Source organism: Actinomadura chokoriensis, assembly GCF_041463665.1.
Lineage (GTDB): Bacteria > Actinomycetota > Actinomycetes > Streptosporangiales > Streptosporangiaceae > Spirillospora > Spirillospora chokoriensis_A.
Map to the genome: position 1 here is coordinate 118874 of NZ_JAXCEJ010000016.1, position 18407 is coordinate 137280.

17 protein-coding genes are annotated in these 18407 nt (G+C 73.6%); 15 read left to right on the plus strand and 2 right to left on the minus strand.

What is annotated here, in order from left to right; all coding sequences use genetic code 11:
* Window positions 1-24 precede the first annotated feature (24 nt).
* The 4 genes from hemC (at window position 25) to SM418_RS23990 (ending at window position 4376) form a co-directional block, all read left to right on the plus strand.
* A complete protein-coding gene (gene hemC, locus SM418_RS23975) occupies window positions 25-894 on the plus strand; it encodes a hydroxymethylbilane synthase (protein WP_371943474.1) in 870 nt (289 codons plus the stop codon).
* A gap of 182 nt (window positions 895-1076) precedes the next feature.
* Window positions 1077-2606 (plus strand): bifunctional uroporphyrinogen-III C-methyltransferase/uroporphyrinogen-III synthase, encoded by a 1530-nt coding sequence (locus SM418_RS23980; RefSeq protein WP_371943475.1) that lies wholly within the window; start codon window positions 1077-1079, stop codon window positions 2604-2606.
* 34 nt (window positions 2607-2640) lie between these two features.
* Complete coding sequence (hemB, locus tag SM418_RS23985) at window positions 2641-3630, plus strand: porphobilinogen synthase (protein WP_371943395.1); 990 nt, start codon at window positions 2641-2643, stop codon at window positions 3628-3630.
* Between the two features lie 107 nt (window positions 3631-3737).
* Entirely contained in the window at window positions 3738-4376 is a 639-nt protein-coding gene (locus SM418_RS23990; RefSeq protein WP_371943397.1) for a bifunctional DNA primase/polymerase, read from the plus strand.
* 41 nt (window positions 4377-4417) lie between these two features.
* Here the strand turns inward: SM418_RS23990 and SM418_RS23995 are convergent, their stop codons facing one another.
* Entirely contained in the window at window positions 4418-6109 is a 1692-nt protein-coding gene (locus SM418_RS23995) for a serine/threonine-protein kinase (protein WP_371943398.1), read from the minus strand.
* An 87-nt stretch (window positions 6110-6196) separates the two neighbouring features.
* Between SM418_RS23995 and hemL the strand changes: the two genes are divergently transcribed.
* The 10 genes from hemL (at window position 6197) to SM418_RS24045 (ending at window position 16785) form a co-directional block, all read left to right on the plus strand.
* Window positions 6197-7492: a glutamate-1-semialdehyde 2,1-aminomutase gene (gene hemL / locus SM418_RS24000; RefSeq protein ID WP_371943399.1), complete on the plus strand. Its 1296-nt coding sequence runs from the start codon at window positions 6197-6199 to the stop codon at window positions 7490-7492.
* A 243-nt stretch (window positions 7493-7735) separates the two neighbouring features.
* A complete protein-coding gene (locus SM418_RS24005; RefSeq protein WP_371943400.1) occupies window positions 7736-8662 on the plus strand; it encodes a LysR family transcriptional regulator in 927 nt (308 codons plus the stop codon).
* 82 nt (window positions 8663-8744) lie between these two features.
* On the plus strand, window positions 8745-10520 hold the full coding sequence (locus SM418_RS24010) for a serine/threonine-protein kinase (protein WP_371943402.1): 1776 nt from the start codon (window positions 8745-8747) through the stop codon (window positions 10518-10520).
* 64 nt (window positions 10521-10584) lie between these two features.
* A complete protein-coding gene (locus SM418_RS24015; RefSeq protein WP_371943403.1) occupies window positions 10585-11223 on the plus strand; it encodes a histidine phosphatase family protein in 639 nt (212 codons plus the stop codon).
* Window positions 11224-11271: 48 nt separating this feature from the next.
* Window positions 11272-11862, plus strand: coding sequence for a TlpA family protein disulfide reductase (locus tag SM418_RS24020; protein ID WP_371943404.1), 591 nt, complete (start codon window positions 11272-11274; stop codon window positions 11860-11862).
* 43 nt (window positions 11863-11905) lie between these two features.
* On the plus strand, window positions 11906-12649 hold the full coding sequence (locus tag SM418_RS24025; RefSeq protein WP_371943405.1) for a cytochrome c biogenesis CcdA family protein: 744 nt from the start codon (window positions 11906-11908) through the stop codon (window positions 12647-12649).
* 1 nt (window position 12650) lies between these two features.
* Window positions 12651-14339, plus strand: a complete 1689-nt coding sequence (resB, locus tag SM418_RS24030) for a cytochrome c biogenesis protein ResB (protein WP_371943406.1) — start codon at window positions 12651-12653, stop codon at window positions 14337-14339.
* A 4-nt stretch (window positions 14340-14343) separates the two neighbouring features.
* Window positions 14344-15348: a c-type cytochrome biogenesis protein CcsB gene (gene ccsB / locus SM418_RS24035; RefSeq protein WP_371943407.1), complete on the plus strand. Its 1005-nt coding sequence runs from the start codon at window positions 14344-14346 to the stop codon at window positions 15346-15348.
* A gap of 136 nt (window positions 15349-15484) precedes the next feature.
* A complete protein-coding gene (locus SM418_RS24040; RefSeq protein WP_371943408.1) occupies window positions 15485-16462 on the plus strand; it encodes a hypothetical protein in 978 nt (325 codons plus the stop codon).
* Window positions 16463-16512: 50 nt separating this feature from the next.
* The gene (locus SM418_RS24045; RefSeq protein WP_371943409.1) at window positions 16513-16785 is read left to right on the plus strand and encodes a hypothetical protein; all 273 of its coding nucleotides are present in this window, start codon (window positions 16513-16515) and stop codon (window positions 16783-16785) included.
* A gap of 151 nt (window positions 16786-16936) precedes the next feature.
* On the opposite strand, the gene SM418_RS24050 is transcribed toward SM418_RS24045, so the two are convergent.
* On the minus strand, window positions 16937-17140 hold the full coding sequence (locus SM418_RS24050; protein ID WP_021593176.1) for a BldC family transcriptional regulator: 204 nt from the start codon (window positions 17138-17140) through the stop codon (window positions 16937-16939).
* 248 nt (window positions 17141-17388) lie between these two features.
* Here SM418_RS24050 and SM418_RS24055 point away from each other — a divergent pair, with 248 nt between their 5' ends.
* Complete coding sequence (locus SM418_RS24055; protein ID WP_371943411.1) at window positions 17389-18369, plus strand: threonine ammonia-lyase; 981 nt, start codon at window positions 17389-17391, stop codon at window positions 18367-18369.
* The last annotated feature ends 38 nt before the right edge of the window (window positions 18370-18407 follow it).

The window sequence follows — 18407 nt, forward strand, 5'->3', positions numbered from 1 at the left end:
CGGCTCGGCACCCGCAAAAGCCTGATGGCGACGACCCAGTCGCAGGGCGTCGCGGACGCGTTGACGCAGCTGACGGGGCATGCCGTGGAGCTGGTCGGGGTAACCACGCAGGGTGATGTCTCCAAGGCCCTGCTCGCCCAGATCGGCGGGACGGGGGTGTTCGTGAACGCGCTCCGCGACAAGATCCTCTCCGGCGAGGTGGACTTCGCCGTGCACTCGCTGAAGGACCTGCCGACGTCGCAGGCGCCGGGGATCGCGCTGGCCGCGACGCCGCCGCGCGACGACCCGCGGGACGCGCTGTGCGGGCCGGGCAAGCTCGCCGACCTGCCGCGCGGCGCCCGGGTGGGCACCGGCTCGCCGCGCCGGGTCGCGCAGCTGCGCGCGCTCCGTCCGGACCTGGAGATCGTTCCGATCCGCGGCAACGCCGACACCCGGCTCCGCAAGGTCGCCGATGGCGAGCTGGACGCCGTGGTGCTGGCGCACGCCGGCCTCAAGCGGATCGGCCGGCTGGCGGACGTCGGCGAGGTCTTCGACCCCGACCAGATGCTGCCCGCGCCCGGGCAGGGGTCGCTCGCCCTCGAATGCCGTTCCGACCGTGCCGATCTGCGCGAGCTGCTCGCGGCGATCGACGACGCCCCGACCAGGCGTGCCGTCACCGCCGAGCGGACGGTGCTGAACGTGCTCGAGGGGGGCTGTTCCGCTCCCGTGGGGACATACGCTGCCGAAGTAGATGAAAAGCTGCATCTGACGGCGACCGTCGCGGCGTACGACGGGAGCCGGCAGATCAGGCTGTCCGCAAGCGGCCACCCGGATGCCGCCGAGCAGCTCGGACGCGACCTCGCGGCCCGGCTGCTCGCGCAGGGGGCCGACCAGTTGATGGGGGAGCGCGATTGAGCCCCGCCGCGAAGAGCACCGCCGCCGCCGGCAAGACCGCTGACGGCGCGGTCGCCGAGAGCACGGTCGCCGAGAGCACACCTGCCCCGGGCAGGACCGGCGCCAAGGGCGCCAAGAACACGGCGCCCGCCGCCGCCGAACCGGCGGCGGCCCGCCGGACGGCCGACCCCGGGACGGTCGCGATCGTCGGCATGGGCCCGGGCGACCCGGGGCTGCTGACGCTGCGCGCCGCCGCGGAGCTGGAGCGCGCCGACACCGTCATCGTGAGCCGCGCGCACTGCCCCGCCGAGATCCTCGGGCACTGCCGCGCGGACGCGGAGATCCTCGACACCGCCGAGGGCGACCCGGTCAAGCTCGCCGTCCGCGCCGCCAAGGCCGGCCGCCGCGTCGTCCGCATGTTCGCCGGCGACCCGGGCGTCGCCTGCAGCCTCGCCGCCGAGGGCGCCGCGCTGCACAAGGCGGGCGTGCCGTTCGAGGTCGTCCCGGGCGTGTCCGCCGTGACCGGCGTGCCGGGCTACGCGGGCATCCCGCTCACCGACGCCGAGCACCGCGAGTTCCGGTTCGTGGACGCCTCGGGCGGCGGCGTCGACTGGGAGGCGTTCGCCGGCCCGGGCGCCACCCTCGTCATCGCCGGCGCGGAGGGCGCGGTCGCCGAGGTCGCCAAGGGCCTGATCGCGGCCGGGCGCGCCGACTCCACCCCCGCCGCGATGACCAGCCTCGGCACCACCACCGAGCAGGAGACCGTCGTCTCGACGCTGAGCAAGCTCACGTCCGACACCAAGGGCATGGAGTCGCCCGCCCTGATCATCGTCGGGGACGTGGTGCGCTGGCGCGACAGGCTGTCCTGGTTCGAGACGAAGCCGTTGTTCGGCTGGCGGGTGCTGGTGCCCCGCACGAAGGAGCAGGCCGCGTCGCTGTCGGACCAGCTGCGCGGGTACGGGGCCGTCCCGGACGAGGTGCCGACGATCTCCGTCGAGCCGCCGCGGACCCCCCAGCAGATGGACCGGGCCGTCAAGGGCCTCGTCACCGGACGCTACGAGTGGGTGGTGTTCACCTCGACCAACGCGGTCCGGGCCGTCCGGGAGAAGTTCGTCGACTACGGCCTCGACGCCCGCGCGTTCGCCGGGCTGAAGGTCGCCGCCGTCGGCGAGCAGACCTCCGCCGCGCTGGTCGAGTTCGGCGTGCAGCCCGACCTCGTCCCGTCCGGGGAGCAGTCCGGGGAGGGCCTCGCCGCCGAGTGGCCGCCCTACGACGAGGACCTCGACCCGATCAACCGGGTGCTGCTGCCGCGCGCCGACATCGCCACCGACGTGCTCATCGCCAAGCTGACCGAGCTGGGCTGGGAGTGCGAGGACGTGACCGCCTACCGGACGGTCCGGGCCGCGCCGCCGCCCGCGCCGATCCGCGAGGCGATCAAGGGCGGCGGGTTCGACGCCGTGCTGTTCACCTCCTCGTCCACGGTGAAGAACCTGATCGGGATCGCCGGCAAGCCGCACAACGTGACGGTGATCGCGGTGATCGGGCCGCAGACCGCCAAGACCGCGCAGGAGTACGGGCTGCGCGTCGACGTCATGGCGGACAAACCGTCCGTATCGGCCCTAGCCGAGGCGCTCGCGGAGTACGGTGCGAACCGCCGGGCGGCCCAGATCGAGGCGGGAGACCCGCTCCGCAAGCCCAGCCAGATGCGTCGGGGGGCCCGGCGCCGGAAGTAGCCCCACGCGCCTGCAACCAACCCAGAGGGAAACCATGTCCGCACAGTTCCCGGTCGCCAGGCCGCGGCGGCTGCGCCGCACGTCCGCGCTGCGCCGGATGGTCGCCGAGACGCGCCTCGCGCCGGCGGATCTCGTCCTGCCGATGTTCGTCAAGGAGGGCATCGCCGACCCGCAGCCGGTCGCGTCCATGCCGGGCGTGTTCCAGCACACCCGAGACAGCCTGCGCAAGGCGGCGCACGAGGCGGCCGAGGCCGGCGTCGGCGGCATCATCCTGTTCGGGATCCCGGCGGTGAAGGACGGCACCGGGTCGGCCGCCGACGACCCGGACGGCATCGTCCAGCGCACGCTGCGCGACCTCGCCTCCGACCTCGGCGACTCGACCGTGATCATGACAGACCTGTGCCTGGACGAGTACACCGACCACGGTCACTGCGGAGTCCTCACCGGCGCGGGCGAGATCGACAACGACGCCACGCTGGAGCGCTACGCCTCCATAGCCCTCGCGCAGGCGGAGGCGGGCGCGGCGGTGCTCGGCCCGTCCGGCATGATGGACGGCCAGGTCGGCGCGATCCGCGCGGCCCTCGACGGGGCCGGCCACTCCGACGTCGCGATCCTCGCCTACTCGGTGAAGTACGCCTCCGCGTACTACGGCCCGTTCCGCGACGCCGCCGAGTGCGCGCCGCAGTTCGGCGACCGCGCGTCCCACCAGCAGGACCCGGCGAACGCCGGCGAGTCGCTCCGCGAGGTCCTCCTCGACCTCGACGAGGGCGCCGACATGGTCATGGTGAAGCCCGCCGGCGCCTACCTCGACATCGTCCGCCGCGTCCGCGACGCCGTGGACGTGCCCGTCGCCGCCTACCAGGTGAGCGGCGAGTACGCGATGATCGAGGCCGCCGCGGAGAAGGGCTGGATCGACCGCGAGCGCACCATCATGGAGTCGCTGCTGTCCATACGCCGCGCCGGCGCCGACATCGCCCTCACCTACTGGGCCACCGAGGCCGCCCGTCTCCTGCGGCGCGCATAGTCCTTTGGGATCGTTTTCCGGGGGTTGCCGTGCCACGGCATGACCCCGGCGGGCATCATCGGTAACCAAGGAACCCACGCGCGACCTTGGGCTATTGGGGGGGCGAGATGCTGGCGGTCACGGGGCACAGGCGGCAGAAGTCGGGACGGAACCGGATGGCCGCGGCGGCGCGCGAGTACGCCGATCTCGGCTGGCCGTCCTTTCCGGGGGCGCATGCCGGCGGTGACAGGGCGTGTTCGTGCGACCGGATCGGCTGTCCCGACCCGGGCGCGCACCCGGTGTCGGCGGCCTGGGCGCACCAGGCCAGCGTCGACCCCGAGGTGATCGAAGCCTGGTGGGTGAAACGCCCGGCCGCCAACATCATCCTGCCGACGGGCCGGGTCTTCGACGTGTTCGACGTCCCGGCGGCCGCCGGAGCCATCGCCCTCGACCGGATCGAGCGGGAGGACGTTCCCGTCGGTCCGGTCGCCTCGTTCGGGGGCGAGCGGCACCTGTTCTTCGTCGCGACCCGCGGCGCGCCCATGGACGAGGACGAGTGGTGGTCGTGCCATCTCGACACCCTGCCGGAGGACGTCGCCGAGACGCCCGGGATGCGCTGGCACTGCCGCGACAGCTACGTGGTCGCGCCGCCGTCCGTCCTGCCGGCCGGGCGTGAGGTCGGCTGGCTGAGGCCCCCCGTCCGGGACACGCTCCCCGACCCGCTGCGCCTCCTCGAGGTCCTCGCGGATGCCTGCGAGGACGCCTGAGCCCGCCCCCGCCGGCCCGGCCGCCGCACCGCCCGCGCGGGCTAGTGCGGGGCCTTGACGGCGGGCTTCGCGCCCCATTGGGAGTAGGAGCCGCGCTGGATCTGGTTGCGGCCCTTCTCCGCCCCGGCCCGGACCCAGAACTTGACGGGACGGTGCCCCGCGTCGAACTTGATCGCGAAGACGATCTGCTGGGCGCCGGTCGCCTGGGCCATCCGCGCGTACATGGGGCCGAGGCCGGGCGCCTGCGCCAGCTTCGCAGCCGGGGCCTCGCCCTCGTAGATCCCGCCCGACTCCGTGAGCTTCGTCGCCGACCGCAGCAGCGTGGTCAGGTTCGTGACGGAGCCGCCCTGGCGGACCTGGTCGGCCGCCGCCGGGTAGCCGCGCCCGCCGAGCGCGGACGACTTCCACTTCTTGCCCACGAGGACGTACAGCCGGTTCTGGACGAGGACGGCGCGCACCGGCTTGCGGGCCGTGCCCGTCCCGGCGAGCGTCATCGAGAAGGACGCCTGCCCGCCCTGCAACCCGAACGTGCCGCGGCTGTTGACGGGGAACCCGCAGCAGCCGGTCTGCTGGTAGCTGAACGCGGCGCCGGGCGCGGCGGCGACGGCCTGGTCGATCCGGGCGATGAGCGGCGCCGGGTCGACGCCGCCTTCGGGCAGCGCCGGCTGCGGGGTGCTGCTCTGCGCCGTGGTCGGGATGGGCGGCGACTTCTTGTCGTCCTTCTTCAGCAGCGTCATCGCGCCCGCGCCGCCCCCGGCGAGGAGCAGGACGGCCACGGCGGCGACGATCCAGCGCGTCCGGGACCCGCCGCCGGGCTGCTGGCCCGCGACGACCGGGTTGCGGCCGCTGGCGCGGGACGGCTTCGGCTTCGGCGGCTCGGGCTGCAGCGCCGCCTGCGCGGCGAGTTCGGTGAGCCGGCCGCGGCCCTGCGCCTCCCAGGACGGCCCGTAGGCGGAGACGGCCGCGTCCTCCAGCGCGCCGAGGAAGTCGGCGGCGGACTTCGGGCGCTTCTCCGGCTCCTTCGCGAGGCCCTGGTGGACGAGTTCGCGCAGCGGCCCCGGCACCTCGTCGGCGGGGATCGGCGCCTCGCGGTGCAGCCGCGCGAGGTTCCGGCCCGCGTACGGGGGGCGTCCGGTGAGGCACTCGTAGAAGATCGCGGTGGCGGCGTACAGGTCGGTGGCGACGGTGGCGGGCTCGCCGTCCCACAGTTCGGGCGCCGCGTACTGCGGGCCGAACCGCGCCTCGGTGCCCGCGGGCGCGGTCGCGAAGTCGGTGACCTGGGCGTTGCCCTCGGCGTCCACGAGGACGTTCGCCGGGCGCAGCGCGCCGTGCACGACGCCGTGCTGGTGCGCCGCGGCGAGGCCGAGGAGGATGCCGCCCAGCATCGACAGGGCCGCGAGCGGGCCGCTCGACCCCTGCACGGCCAGCACCCGGCGCAGGCTGACGCCCTCGACCCACTGCATCACGATCGCGGCGCCGTCCGCGGACTCCACGAAGTCGTAGAAGTCGACCACGTTGGGGTCCTCGAGCTGGGACAGGGGACGCGCCGCCGTTCGGAACCGCGTCACAAACGCCTCGTCGGCCGCGAGCGCGCCGTCGAGGTATTTGATCGCGACCTTCGTGCCGGTCGGGTCGTCGACCGCCAGCACCACCCGGCCCGCGGCTCCGCCGCCGAGCTCCCGCTCGTGGGTGAAGCCCGGGACCGTCCAGCCGTCAACCACGTTGAAAGCCATCCCTCCGATGTCGTACTTGGTGGAATATCGGCCCGTACGCCATGAGGTCAAGGCAAGTCGCCGAACTGCAACTGAGAGACTGCAACCGTGACTGATTTCGAGCGTTCTCGGCAGTTGTTCGACCGCGCCGCCGGGGTGGTCCCCGGCGGCGTCAACTCGCCCGTGCGGGCCTTCGGCGCCGTCGGCGGGACGCCCCGCTTCATGGCGTCCGCGCGCGGCCCGTACCTGACGGACGCCGACGGGAACACCTACGTCGACCTGGTGTGCTCGTGGGGTCCGATGATCCTCGGGCACGCGCACCCGGCCGTGGTCGAGGCGGTGCGGGACGCCGCCGGCCGCGGCACCTCCTACGGCGCGCCGACGCAGGGCGAGGTGGAGCTCGCCGAGGAGATCGTGTCGCGGACGCCGGTGGGCAAGGTCCGGCTGGTCAACTCCGGCACCGAGGCGACGATGTCGGCGATCCGGCTGGCCCGCGGGTTCACCGGACGCACCAAGATCGTGAAGTTCGCGGGCTGCTACCACGGGCACGTCGACTCGCTGCTGGCCGCGGCCGGGTCGGGCGTCGCGACGTTCGGGCTGCCCGACACGCCGGGCGTGACCGGCGCGACCACCGCGGACACGCTGATCCTCCCGTACAACGACGTCACCGCCGTGGAGTCGGCGTTCGACGAGCACGGCACCGACATCGCGTGCGTCATCACCGAGGCCGTCCCGTGCAACATGGGCGTGGTGCCGCCGCTGGCCGGGTTCAACGCGCTGCTGAAGCGGCTGTGCGAGCGGTACGGGGCGCTGCTCGTCGTCGACGAGGTCCTCACCGGGTTCCGCGCGTCCCGGTCCGGCTGGTTCGGGATCGAGGGTGTGGCGGGCGACCTGATGACGTTCGGGAAGGTGATGGGCGGCGGGCTGCCCGCCGCCGCGTTCGGCGGGCGCGCCGACATCATGGACCACCTCGCTCCGGCCGGTCCCGTCTACCAGGCGGGCACGCTGTCGGGGAACCCGCTCGCGACCGCCGCCGGGCTGGCCACGCTGCGCAACGCCACCGGCGAGGTGTACGCGGCGATCGACCGGTCGGCGGAGATCGTGTCGAAGGCCGCGTCGGAGGCGCTGGAGCGCGAGGGCGTCCCGCACTCGGCGCAGAGCGCCGGGAACCTGTTCTCGATCTTCTTCAGCGATCGGGCGGTGGGCGACTTCGCCGCCGCCCAGCGCCAGGACTCCAGGGCGTACGCCGCGTTCTTCCACGCCGCCCTGGAGCGCGGGGTGTACCTGCCGCCGTCGGCGTACGAGGTGTGGTTCCTGTCGTCGGCGCATGACGAGGAGGCGCTGGGTCGCGTCCTGGACGCCCTCCCGCACGCCGCCCGCGCGGCTGCCCGAGCCTCGTCCTAGAGGGTCCGGAAAGCCCGCATGGCGGCGGCGACCGACGCGGGACGCGGTGCGCGCAACCGAGCGCGCACCGCCGGGCCGTCGGGCTGGAGCGCCGGGCTCCGCCGCGCCCACCGGAGAGCCGCCGTCGCAGACGCCATCACGGTGGCCAGCAGGACATGGCGGGTTCTCACTCCGCGATCGTCTCCGCCGGCTTTCCTTTAGGACAAGCGACAATTACTTGAAACCTCGTTTTAGTATTGCTTCATGCTTGATCTGGAACGGCTGCGCGCCCTCCACTCGGTCGCGACCTACGGCTCGGTCAGCGCCGCCGCCGACGTCCTGCACGTGACCACCTCGGCGGTCTCCCAGCAGCTCGCGAAGCTGGAGCGGGAGACCGGGCAGAAGCTCCTCGAACGCAACGGCCGCGGCGTCCGGCTCACCGACGCCGCCGAACTGCTCGTCGCGCACGCCGAGCGGATCCTGTCCCTCGTCGAGCAGGCGCAGGCCGACCTCGAGGCGCACCGCGGCTCCGTCGTCGGCCAGCTCACCCTCGCCGCGTTCCCCACCGCCGTCCGCGGGCTCATGCCCGCGGCGCTGCGCGCGCTCCGCGCCGACCACCCCGACCTGCGCGTCCTGCTCCGCGAGGAGGACCCGCTCCGCAGCATGCCGCTCGTCTCGCGCGGCGACATCGACATGGCCGTCGTCCAGGACTGGAACAACGAGCCGCTGCCCCTGCGCGAGGGCCTGCACAAGGGCATCATCTGCGACGACGTCGCGGACGCGGCGCTGCCGGCCGACCATCCGCTCGCCGGGCGCGACACGATCGACCTCAAGGAACTGGCCGGCGACCCGTGGATCAGCTCCTCGCCGGACAGCATCTGCTGCGACTGGCTGCTGCGCACGCTCCGCGCCGTCGACATCGAACCCAACATCGACCACATGGCCTACGAGCTGGCCACCCAGCTGTCCCTGGTCGCCGCCGGGCTCGGCAACGCGATCCTGCCGCGCCTCGGCCGCTGCGACGTCCCGCCCGGCGTCGTGATCGTGCCGCTGTCCGAGCCGCTGTCGCGCCGCGTGTACGCGGTGTGGCGGGAGGAGGCCGCGCGGCGCCCGGCGATCCGCGCCGCCGTCACCGCGCTGCGCACCGCCGTCCCGGCGAACCTCCCGGAGGTCGTGTCCGTCCCTGGTTGACCTGGTTCCGGACGGCTCGCCGCGAACAGCACCTATTCGGTAGGTTCTTCGCGATCATGGGGCGGGCGGGGCGGAGGGGCACGTGGACAGTGCATGGCGGGTCGAGGGGTACACCGAAGTGCGCGAACTCGGCGCGGGCGCCCAGGGACGGGTCGTGCTCGCCCGGCACGACGCGTCCGGGACCCCGGTCGCGATCAAGTACCTGGCCGCCCGGGCGGGCGAGGCGGACCGCGAGCGGCTCCGCCACGAGGCCCTGATGCTCGGCCGGGCCGGGAGCCCGCACGTGGCGCGCCTCTTCCGGCTCGTCGAGGGGCCGGAGACCGCCGCCGTCGTCATGGAGGCCATCGACGGCGTCTCCCTGAAGGAGCTGCTGGAGCGGCACGGCGCGCTCGGCCCGGAGGCGTCGCTGTCCGTCCTCAAGGGGTCGCTGCTGGGGCTCGCCGCCGCGCACGCGGTCGGCGTCGTCCACCGCGACTACAAGCCCGCGAACGTGGTCGTCCCCGCGGACGGGCGGAGCCGCCTCGTCGACTTCGGCATCGCGACCCCCGCCGGTCAGGAGGCGGGCGGCGCGGGCACCCCGTACTACATGGCGCCCGAGCAGTGGAGCCGGCACGTCGCCACGCCCGCGTCCGACGTGTACGCGGCGACCTGCGTGTTCGTGGAGTGCGTGACGGGGCGGCGGCCCTACACGGGCGGCCGCGCCGACCTGATGCGGGCCCATCTCACCGGAGAGATCCCGGTCGATGCGGTCCCGGAGGCGCTGCGCCCGCTGGTCCGGCGGGGCATGGCCAAGGAGCCGCAGGACCGCCCCGGGGGCGCCGCCGTCTTCGTGGACGACCTGGAGCGCACCGCGCGGGAGACCTACGGCCCGGACTGGGAGTCGCGGGGCGTCCACGCCCTGTCGGCGGGCGCCGTCGCGCTCGCCGCGCTGTTCCCGCTCGCCGCCTGGCTGATGCCCGGCGCGGCGGGCGCGGCGACCGCCGCCGGGGCCGGGGCCGGGGCGGGGGCCGGGGTCTCCGCGGCCGGTACGGCGTCCGCCGCGGGGAAGGTCGCCGGAGCCTCGGCGATCAAGGCGTTCCTCGGCACGGGCGCCGGGATGACCGCCGCCGCCGTCGGGGCGGCCGCGGTCGTCGGCGCGGGCGCCATCGCCGTCCAGCAGGTCACGAAGCAGGACCCGGCGCCCAGGCCGACCGCGACGGCCCGGGTCGCGGCGACCGTCGCGGACGTGCGGCCGTGCGTCACGCAGGTGCCGGGCGCGGTGATCACACCGTCGGAGGGCCCCGCGAAGGTCACGCTGCCCGCCCAGGTCAAGCTGCCGAAGAACGCCACCGTGTACCGCTCGGGCCAGGGGCTCCTGATCGGGCCCGCAGGGGCTCAGTGCGAGGGATCGGTCGGCGCGAACGCCGGCTCCAGCACGGTCGGCGACTTCGGGACGGCGCAGGTCTCGCAGAACTGGCAGGGCTCGATCGGCGGCATCCGGAGCCAACTCTGCGAGTACTTCCCGGACTCCGCGCAGGCGCGGCGCGAACGCGCGCAGGGCAACGAGTGCACGTCCATCCTGGGCACCTGGGAGCCGCTGGAGACGGGCGTCCCCGGCGTCGAGGCCGTGCTCACCCGCGGGCCGGGCACCGACGATCTCCCGCCGTCGCCCGCCGTGAAGGCGGAAGTGGCCGTCCTGACGCCGCAGGGAGTGGCCTGGCCGATCACCTGCATCGCCCCGGCGGCGAACGCCGACATCTGCAAGTCGGCGCTCACCTACTGGTTCATCCAGCGGCTGGGGGACGTCAAGCCCGCCAAGGCCGACCTCGACCGGGCCGCCGAGCGCATCGCCGGGTTCGTCGACGCCACCCGCATCTGAGGCACGCCCTTGCCATCAGGGCCGGAGGGCGGGACAGGACGGCGGCGCGGGTAATCTGACCGCGATGAGTGAGACGACGATCGTTCACCTGCTGCGGCACGGTGAGGTGCACAATCCCGAGGGCATCCTGTACGGGCGGCTGCCCGGCTACCGCCTGAGCGAGGACGGCGTCCTCATGGCGAAGGCCGCCGCCAAATGGTTCGGCGAGCGGGACGTGGCCGCCCTCTTCTCGTCGCCGATGCAGCGGGCCCTGGAGACGGCCGCGCCGCTCGCGGACGCGTTCGACCTTCCGGTGACCGTGGACGATCGTCTGATCGAGGCCGACAACCACTTCGAGGGGCTGACGTTCGGGGCCGGGGCCGGCTCGCTGCGCCGCCCCGAGCACTGGCGCCATCTGGTCAACCCGTTGAAGCCGTCCTGGGGCGAGCCGTACCGGGAGCTCGCCGCGCGGATGCGGGCCGTGGTGATCCGGGCGCGGGAGGCGGCGCGGGGCCACGAGGCCGTGTGCGTGAGCCACCAGCTGCCGATCTGGATCCTGCGGCTGCACGCCGAGCACCGCAGACTGTGGCATCACCCGAGCCGGCGCGAGTGCGGGCTGGCCAGCCTGACGAGCCTGACGTTCGAGGGCAGCCGGCTGGTGGAGGTCGCCTACTGCGAGCCCGCCGCCGGGATCGCGAAGGGACCCAGTGTCGCCGGTGCGTGACCGCACCGCTAAGTTGTGTACTACGTCTTGTAGTAGTAGGAGGGTCCGTTGAGCCCCCGAATCTCCCCGTTCCGCGTCGCCGCGTCGGCCGTCGCGCTGTGCGGCCTGCTGGCGGGCTGCGCCGGGACGAACGCCGCCGGGAGCGGGCCTGACGGCGGCGACAACCGGTTCATCTCCGGCGACGGCAACGTCACGGAGTACAAGCCCTCCGGCCGCAAGAGCGTGCAGGACGTCACCGGGGAACGTCTCGACGGCACGGCGTTCAAGCTGTCCGAGCTCAAGGGCAAGGTCGTCGTCGTCAACTTCTGGGCGTCGTGGTGCGCCCCGTGCCGCGGCGAGGCGCCGTCGCTGGAGCAGGTCCACACCGAGAACAAGGCCAAGGGCGTCGACTTCGTCGGCGTCAACTTCAAGGACTCCAAGCCCAACGCGCAGGCGTTCGAGCGCAAGTTCAAGGTCACCTACCCGAGCCTGTTCGACGCGGACGGCCAGGTCACGCTGGCCTTCCGCGAGGTCCCGCCGAGCGCGATCCCGAGCACGCTCGTCCTCGACCGGCAGGGCCGCGTCGCCGCCCGCGTCATCGGCGCGACGACGTACTCCAAGCTGAGTCCCCTGGTCGCCAAGGTCGTCGCAGAGCAGTGACGTCGCGAACAGGCGCCTGCCCGCCGCCGAGCGGAACGAGGCCATGAGCACGGTCGACGAGACGGTCGTCAGCGGGTCGCTGGTCGCGGCGGCTCCGCTCGCCGCCCTCGCCGGGCTCGTCTCGTTCGCCTCGCCGTGCGTCCTGCCGCTCGTCCCCGGCTACCTGTCGTACGTGACGGGGATGAGCGGCGTCGATCTCGCCGAGCAGCGGCGCGGGCGGCTCGTCACCGGCGCGCTGCTGTTCGTCGCGGGCTTCAGCGTCGTGTTCGTCAGCTACGGCGTGCTCTTCGGCGGCCTCGGGCGGTGGCTGCTGGAGTACCAGGACACGATCACCCGCGTCCTCGGCGTCGTCACGATCGTGTTCGGCCTCGCGTTCATGGGCCTCGTCCCCGGCCTGCAGCGGACGATGAAGTCGGGCCGCCTGCCGGCGGCGGGGCTCACCGGCGCGCCGCTCCTCGGCGTCCTGTTCGGGCTCGGCTGGACGCCCTGCATCGGGCCGACGCTCGGCGCCGTGCAGTCCCTCGCCGTCACCGAGGCCAGCGCCGGACGGGGCGCGCTGCTGTCGGTGGCGTACTGCGCCGGCCTCGGGCTGCCGTTCGTGGCCACCGCGATCGCCTACCGCAGGGCGCTCGGCGCGTTCGGCGCCGTGAAACGCCACTACCCCCTGGTCATGCGGATCGGCGGGGGGATGCTCGTCCTCATCGGGGTGCTGCTGGTGAGCGGGCTGTGGGGGAACCTGACCATCGAGCTGAAGTCGTGGATCAGCGGCTTCGAACCGGTGATTTGAGATGACTGAGACAACGGAATCGGGCACCGAGGCGCCCGCCGCGCGGCAGGCTCCCGAGGAGGTGCCGCGCCCGAAGGGCCTCGGCCCGTTCGGCTGGCTGCGCTGGGCCTGGCGGCAGCTCACCACGATGCGCACGGCGCTGATCCTGCTGTTCCTGGTCGCGCTGGGCGCGGTGCCCGGGTCGGTCCTGCCGCAGCGGGGCCAGGCGCCGGAGAAGGTCGCGGCCTACCTGGACGAGCACAAGACACTCGGCCCGTGGCTCGACAAGCTCTCCATGTTCGACGTGTTCGCCGCGCCCTGGTTCGCGGCGATCTACATCCTGCTGTTCGTGTCGCTGGCGGGCTGCGTCCTGCCGCGCGCGGTCAAGCACTACAGGTCGATGCGGGCCCGCCCGCCGGCGGCGCCGCGCAACCTGTCCCGGCTGCCGCAGTCCGCGACGTACGAGACGGACGCCTCCCCCGAGGACGTCCTCGCCGAGGCCCGCGGGGTGCTGCGCGGGCGCCGGTTCCGGGTGGACGTGTCCGGCGGCGCCGCGTCCGCCGAGAAGGGCTACCTGGGGGAGAGCGGCAACCTGCTGTTCCACCTGGCGCTGCTCGCGCTGCTGTTCGCGCTCGGCCTCGGCAACCTGTTCGGCTACCGGGGGAACGTCCTGCTGACGGAGGGCAAGACGTTCGCGAACTCGCTGAGCCTGTACGACCAGTTCCAGCCGGGACGCGCGTTCAGGGGCGGCGAGCTGTCCCCCTTCACCGTCAAGCTGGACGACTTCCGGGCGCAGTACGAGACCGAGGGCGCCAAGCGCGGCCAGGCCACCGACTTCACCGCGAAGATCCACTACCGGGAGAGCCCGTACGGCGGGGAGAAGCCGTACGACCTGAAGATCAACCATCCGCTGAAGGTCGGCGGCGCGAAGGTGTACCTGCTCGGCCACGGGTACGCGCCGGTGTTCACCGTCCGGGACGCCAAGGGCGACGTCGCCTTCCAGGACACGGTGCCGTTCCTGGAGATGGAGCCGCGCAACCTGACGTCCGAGGGCGTCATCAAGGTCCCCGACGCGCAGCCGGACCAGCTCGCCTTCTACGCGATCCTGTGGCCGACCGCGACCGCCAGCCAGGACGGCAAGCAGATCATCTCGGCGTTCCCCGCCCCGATCCGCCCGGTCATCACCATCACCGCGTTCAAGGGCGACATCGGGCTGGACGACGGCTCCCCGCAGTCGGTCTACAAGCTGGAGGGCATCGGCGAGAAGCTCCAGCCCGTCAAGGACGGCCAGAAGCTGCTGGAGCCGGGGGAGACGTTCAAGCTGCCCGGAAACGCCGGCTCGATCACGTTCGACGGGCTCAAGGAGTGGACGAGCCTGTCGGTCAACCACGACCCCGGACGCATCCCCGCCCTGATCGCGGCGATCCTCGCGGTGCTCGGCGTGGCGACCTCGTTCATGGTCCGGCGGCGCAGGGTGTGGGTCCGTGCGAGCGCCGGAGAGGGCGGGCGTACGGTTGTGGAGGTCGGCGGTCTCACGCTGGGGAACCCGACCTCGGAGTTCGACGACATCGTGACCGCGCTGCGCGGTCCGGAGGACGGGCCCGCCCTGGAGCCCGGCCAGGAGCCTGACCCCGAGCCCGACCCCGAGCCGGCCGCGAGCGACCCGGGCACCGATCAGGACCCCGGGCCGGCCCCCGAACCGAAGGAGTGACGAGGTGAGCACTGCCGACCTGGCGAACCTGAGCGACAAGCTCATGCTGACCACCGTCGTGTTGTACATAGTCGCGATGGTGGCCTACGCCGCCGACCTCGGCTTCGGCCGCCGCCGCGCCGCCGTCGTGGCGGAGAGGGCGGAGGCGAAGGTCCTCGTCGGTGCCGGCGGCGCCGGGACCGCGACGGACGACGCGTCCACCGCGGCCACCACCACCACCACGGCGGCGGAGGCGGCGGCGGACGGCGGCGACTCCGAGCGTCCCCAGGTCGACTGGGCCAACCTCGCCGTCGTGCTGAACGTGCTGGGCTGGGGCGCGCACCTCGGCGTCCTGGTGACCCGCGGGCTGGCCGCGAACCGGTGGCCGTGGGGGAACATGTACGAGTTCCTCACCGCCATCGCCTTCGCCGCCGTCACCGCGTACCTCGTCGTGATGTTCCGGTACAAGGCGCGGTTCCTCGGCGCGTTCGTCATGGTCGCCGCCGCCATCGCCCTCGGCGTCGCCAACATCTGGCTGTACGACTCGGTGGGCCCGGTCAGCCCGGCGCTGAACTCCTACTGGATCGCCATCCACGTGACCGCCGCGATCATCGCGACCGGCGCGTTCACCGTCGCGGGCGCCGCCACGGTCCTGTACCTGGTGAAGGACCGCGCGGAGTCGCGCGGCGGCGCCGCGGAGGGCGGCGTCCTGTCCCGGCTGCCGTCGACCGAGGCCCTGGACCGCCTCTCGATGCGCGTCACGATGTTCGCGTTCCCGATCTGGACGGCCGCGATCATCATGGGCGCGATCTGGGCCGACCAGGCGTGGGGCCGCTACTGGGGCTGGGACCCGAAGGAGGTCTGGTCCTTCATCACCTGGGTCATCTACGCCGCCTACCTGCACGCCCGCGCCACCGCCGGCTGGAAGGGCCGCAAGGCCGCGGTCCTGTCGCTGATCGCGTTCGCCGCGCTGATGTTCAACTTCTTCGGCGTCAACTACATCTTCTCCGGCCTGCACTCCTACGCCTGAGCGCGCCCGCGCCCGCCCGGCGCGTGACTCTCGGGGATGACGGAGTGTCGGGTTCCGGCTTACCCTGCCTCCGGGGGACCCGGTCCGGCGGCGCGCGCCGCCGGATACCCCGCGGTCCCGCGGACAGAGGAGCCCGATGCGCTTCAAAGGCGTCCACCGCAAACCCCGGGAGCCGCGCGCCCGGGAGGCGCTGCGCGGCGGCCGGCTGCGCGCCGACACGGCCGGGGACGGCGTCGCCTACGCCCCGTCCCCGCCCGACTCGGGGCAGGTGCGGGCGCGCAGCAACCAGCCGCGCGACCGGTTCGGCCGGTTCCGCAAGGCGGGCCGCGACGACGACTTCGCGGTGGACGGCCAGGACGGCATGGACACGGCGGGCGGACCGCGCGGGCTGACCGGCCGGCTCGCCCGGCGCGGGCTCGGCCGGCCGCGCGCCGGCGACTACTCCTGGAGCGACTTCGAGCTGGAGGACGAGGGGCCCCGCGTCGAGCCGTACCCGCCGGGCATGCCGCAGGTCGCCGACGGCCGCCGCGACTGCGGCGTGCTGGAGGGCGTCCTGCACCGGCAGTGGGACGTCCGGGACGGGCCGCCGCCGGCCGAGGTGATCGGCGCGGTGGAGAGCCTGGCCGCGCTGCCCGAACCGCTGAAGGAGAAGCTCGCGGCCGGGCTCGACGGCATCTACGTGGGTCCGGGCGGAGTCCCGCAGCTCGACGACATGGGGCATCTGCGCGACCGCCCGCTGCCGTCCGGCCGGGCGACCTGGGACATCTGCGCGGGCGCGTACGGCGACCGCAAGATCGTCGTCGGCGACCGGCCGTCCCCGACCCCGGACGTGATGCTGCACGAGGTCGGGCACGCCCTCGACGACATCGACGGCGACGACGGGGAGTGGACGTCCGACAGCCCCGCCTTCCGGAAGCTGTACGAGGAGTGCCTGCCGCACCTCGCGAGCGCGTTCCACCGGCAGCCGGACGCGCTCGGCCGCCGCGAGTTCTTCGCCGACGCGTTCGCCGCGATCTCCTCCCGGCAGCGGCCCGCGCTCGTGGATATGCTCGCCGGCAACATCAGGACGGCCCTTGAGGTCATGCTCTTCTTCAACCGCAGGTACGGGATTTAGGACACCGTGATGACAGGCCGCGCTACGCAGGACGGCGAGGGAGACCGACGATGCACGTGATCCGGCTCCCCGACGGCACGCTCCGGGTTCCGCACAGCGTCGTCGCCGACGCGGACGGGTCCGGGGCCGCGCCGGAGGCGCGCGAGGGACGGATCATCGCCGACGCCTACGTCGAGATCGGACCGGGCGACCCGGACTACGACAGGCTCCTCGGCGAGTCGCTCACGGAGGAGGAACTGGCGGAGCGGCGGCGCCGCTGGCGGGACGAGGACGCCGACCTGCTGCGCCGGTTCGAGGAGTGGAAGGGGGACGCGGGGGACTGAGTGCGCGGAGACGTCGTGTCGGGCGGGGTGCGCGGCGGGCGGGGTGCGCGGCGGGCGGGGGTGCGCCGCGGGCGCGCGGGTCGTGCGATGCCCCGGCCGCCCGGCTGGAGGACCGATCCGTGGCGCGGCGGTCCGGGCGGCCAGAGCCCCGTCAGCGGGCCGAATGCTCGGCGACGGGCTCCTCGCCGCGCAGCAGCGCGTGCACCTCGGACTCGCGGAAGCGCCGGTGGCCTCCCGGAGTGCGGATGCTGCTGATCCGGCCCGCGGCGGCCCACCGGGTGACCGTCTTCGGGTCGACCCGGAAGAGGGCGGCGACCTCCCCCGGGGTCAGCAGGCGCTCGCTCGTGCTCTCCACGTTTTCTCTCCCCCTTTGTCCCGCTCTCGGCGCGGGTGGACTGTTTAACAGTGTGGCGGGTCAAGACCGATTTCTCCCTTGTTTTCGGAAAAGATCACTGACCGTAGTTTCCCGAGCAGGACCGATCGCGCTCAGTGTTCGGCCCTCCCGGCGCAGTGTTCACGCTGACCCCGGTTGACCTGCCAAGTCACGCCCGAAACCGCGCCCGCGCGCACGTCGCGCGGCGGGCCTTAAGTAGTCTCGCGACCATGTCGGATCTCGTATCGCTGCCGGAGATCGAGCGGGCCGCCGAGCGCATCGCGGGCGTCGCCGTCCGGACCCCGCTCGTCCCGTTCCCCCGCGACCCGGCCCCCGTCCCGGGACAGGAGCCGGCACTGCTGGTGAAGGCCGAGTCGCTGCAGCCGATCGGCGCGTTCAAGGTGCGCGGCGCCTACGCGGCCATAGCGTCCCTCGCCCCGGACGAGCGCGCCGCCGGCGTGGTCACGCACTCCAGCGGCAACCACGCGCAGGCCGTCGCCTACGCGGCCCGCGCCCTCGGGATCAAGGCCGTGCTGGTCATGCCGCACACGACCCCCGGCGTGAAGGTCGAGCGGTGCATCGCGCTCGGCGCCGAGGTCGTCTACGTCGAGCCGACCGCGCAGGCCCGCGCCGAGACCGCCGAGAAGCTCGCCGCCGCGCACGGCCTCACCATGATCCCGCCCTACGACGACGCGCGGGTCATCGCCGGGCAGGGCACCGCCGGGCTGGAGATCGTCCAGGACCGTCCGGACGTCGACGTCGTGCTCGTCCCGATCAGTGGCGGCGGCCTCATCGCCGGCGTCTCCGCCGCCGTCAGGGCGCTGCGCCCGGAGGCCAGGATCGTCGGCGTCGAACCGGAACTCGCCGCCGACGCCCGCGACTCGATGGCCGCCGGGCACCCGGTCTCCTGGACCGCGGAGAAGACCGGCCGCACCCTCGCCGACGCCCTGCGCGTCCAGCGGGTCGGCGACCTGCCGTTCGCGCACATGCGCGCCCATGTGCACAGCGTCGTCACCGTGACCGAGGACGAGATCCGCCTGACGATGCGCCGCCTGGCCCGCGAGGCCCGCCTGATCGCCGAACCGGCCGGCGCCGTCGCCACCGCCGCCTACCTCTACCACCGCGCCGAGCTTCCGGCGGGGCGCACCTACGTCTCCATCCTCTCCGGCGGGAACGTCGAGCCGGCGCTCCTCCTCGACGTCCTCAAGTGACCCGCCGGGGCAGACCCCGGAGACCGACCGCGCGGAAC

Excerpts from the sequence above, each read along its gene's own strand:
- SM418_RS24055 (WP_371943411.1), top strand. The coding sequence starts at position 17,389 with ATGTCGGATCTCGTATCGCTGCCGGAGATCGAGCGGGCCGCCGAGCGC.
- SM418_RS24015 (WP_371943403.1), top strand. The coding sequence starts at position 10,585 with ATGAGTGAGACGACGATCGTTCACCTGCTGCGGCACGGTGAGGTGCAC.
- SM418_RS24045 (WP_371943409.1), top strand. The coding sequence starts at position 16,513 with ATGCACGTGATCCGGCTCCCCGACGGCACGCTCCGGGTTCCGCACAGC.
- SM418_RS24005 (WP_371943400.1), top strand. The coding sequence starts at position 7,736 with ATGCTTGATCTGGAACGGCTGCGCGCCCTCCACTCGGTCGCGACCTAC.
- resB (WP_371943406.1), top strand. The coding sequence starts at position 12,651 with ATGACTGAGACAACGGAATCGGGCACCGAGGCGCCCGCCGCGCGGCAG.
- SM418_RS24040 (WP_371943408.1), top strand. The coding sequence starts at position 15,485 with ATGCGCTTCAAAGGCGTCCACCGCAAACCCCGGGAGCCGCGCGCCCGG.
- SM418_RS23990 (WP_371943397.1), top strand. The coding sequence starts at position 3,738 with ATGCTGGCGGTCACGGGGCACAGGCGGCAGAAGTCGGGACGGAACCGG.
- hemC (WP_371943474.1), top strand. The coding sequence starts at position 25 with ATGGCGACGACCCAGTCGCAGGGCGTCGCGGACGCGTTGACGCAGCTG.
- hemB (WP_371943395.1), top strand. The coding sequence starts at position 2,641 with ATGTCCGCACAGTTCCCGGTCGCCAGGCCGCGGCGGCTGCGCCGCACG.
- SM418_RS23995 (WP_371943398.1), bottom strand. The coding sequence starts at position 6,109 with ATGGCTTTCAACGTGGTTGACGGCTGGACGGTCCCGGGCTTCACCCAC.
- SM418_RS24025 (WP_371943405.1), top strand. The coding sequence starts at position 11,906 with ATGAGCACGGTCGACGAGACGGTCGTCAGCGGGTCGCTGGTCGCGGCG.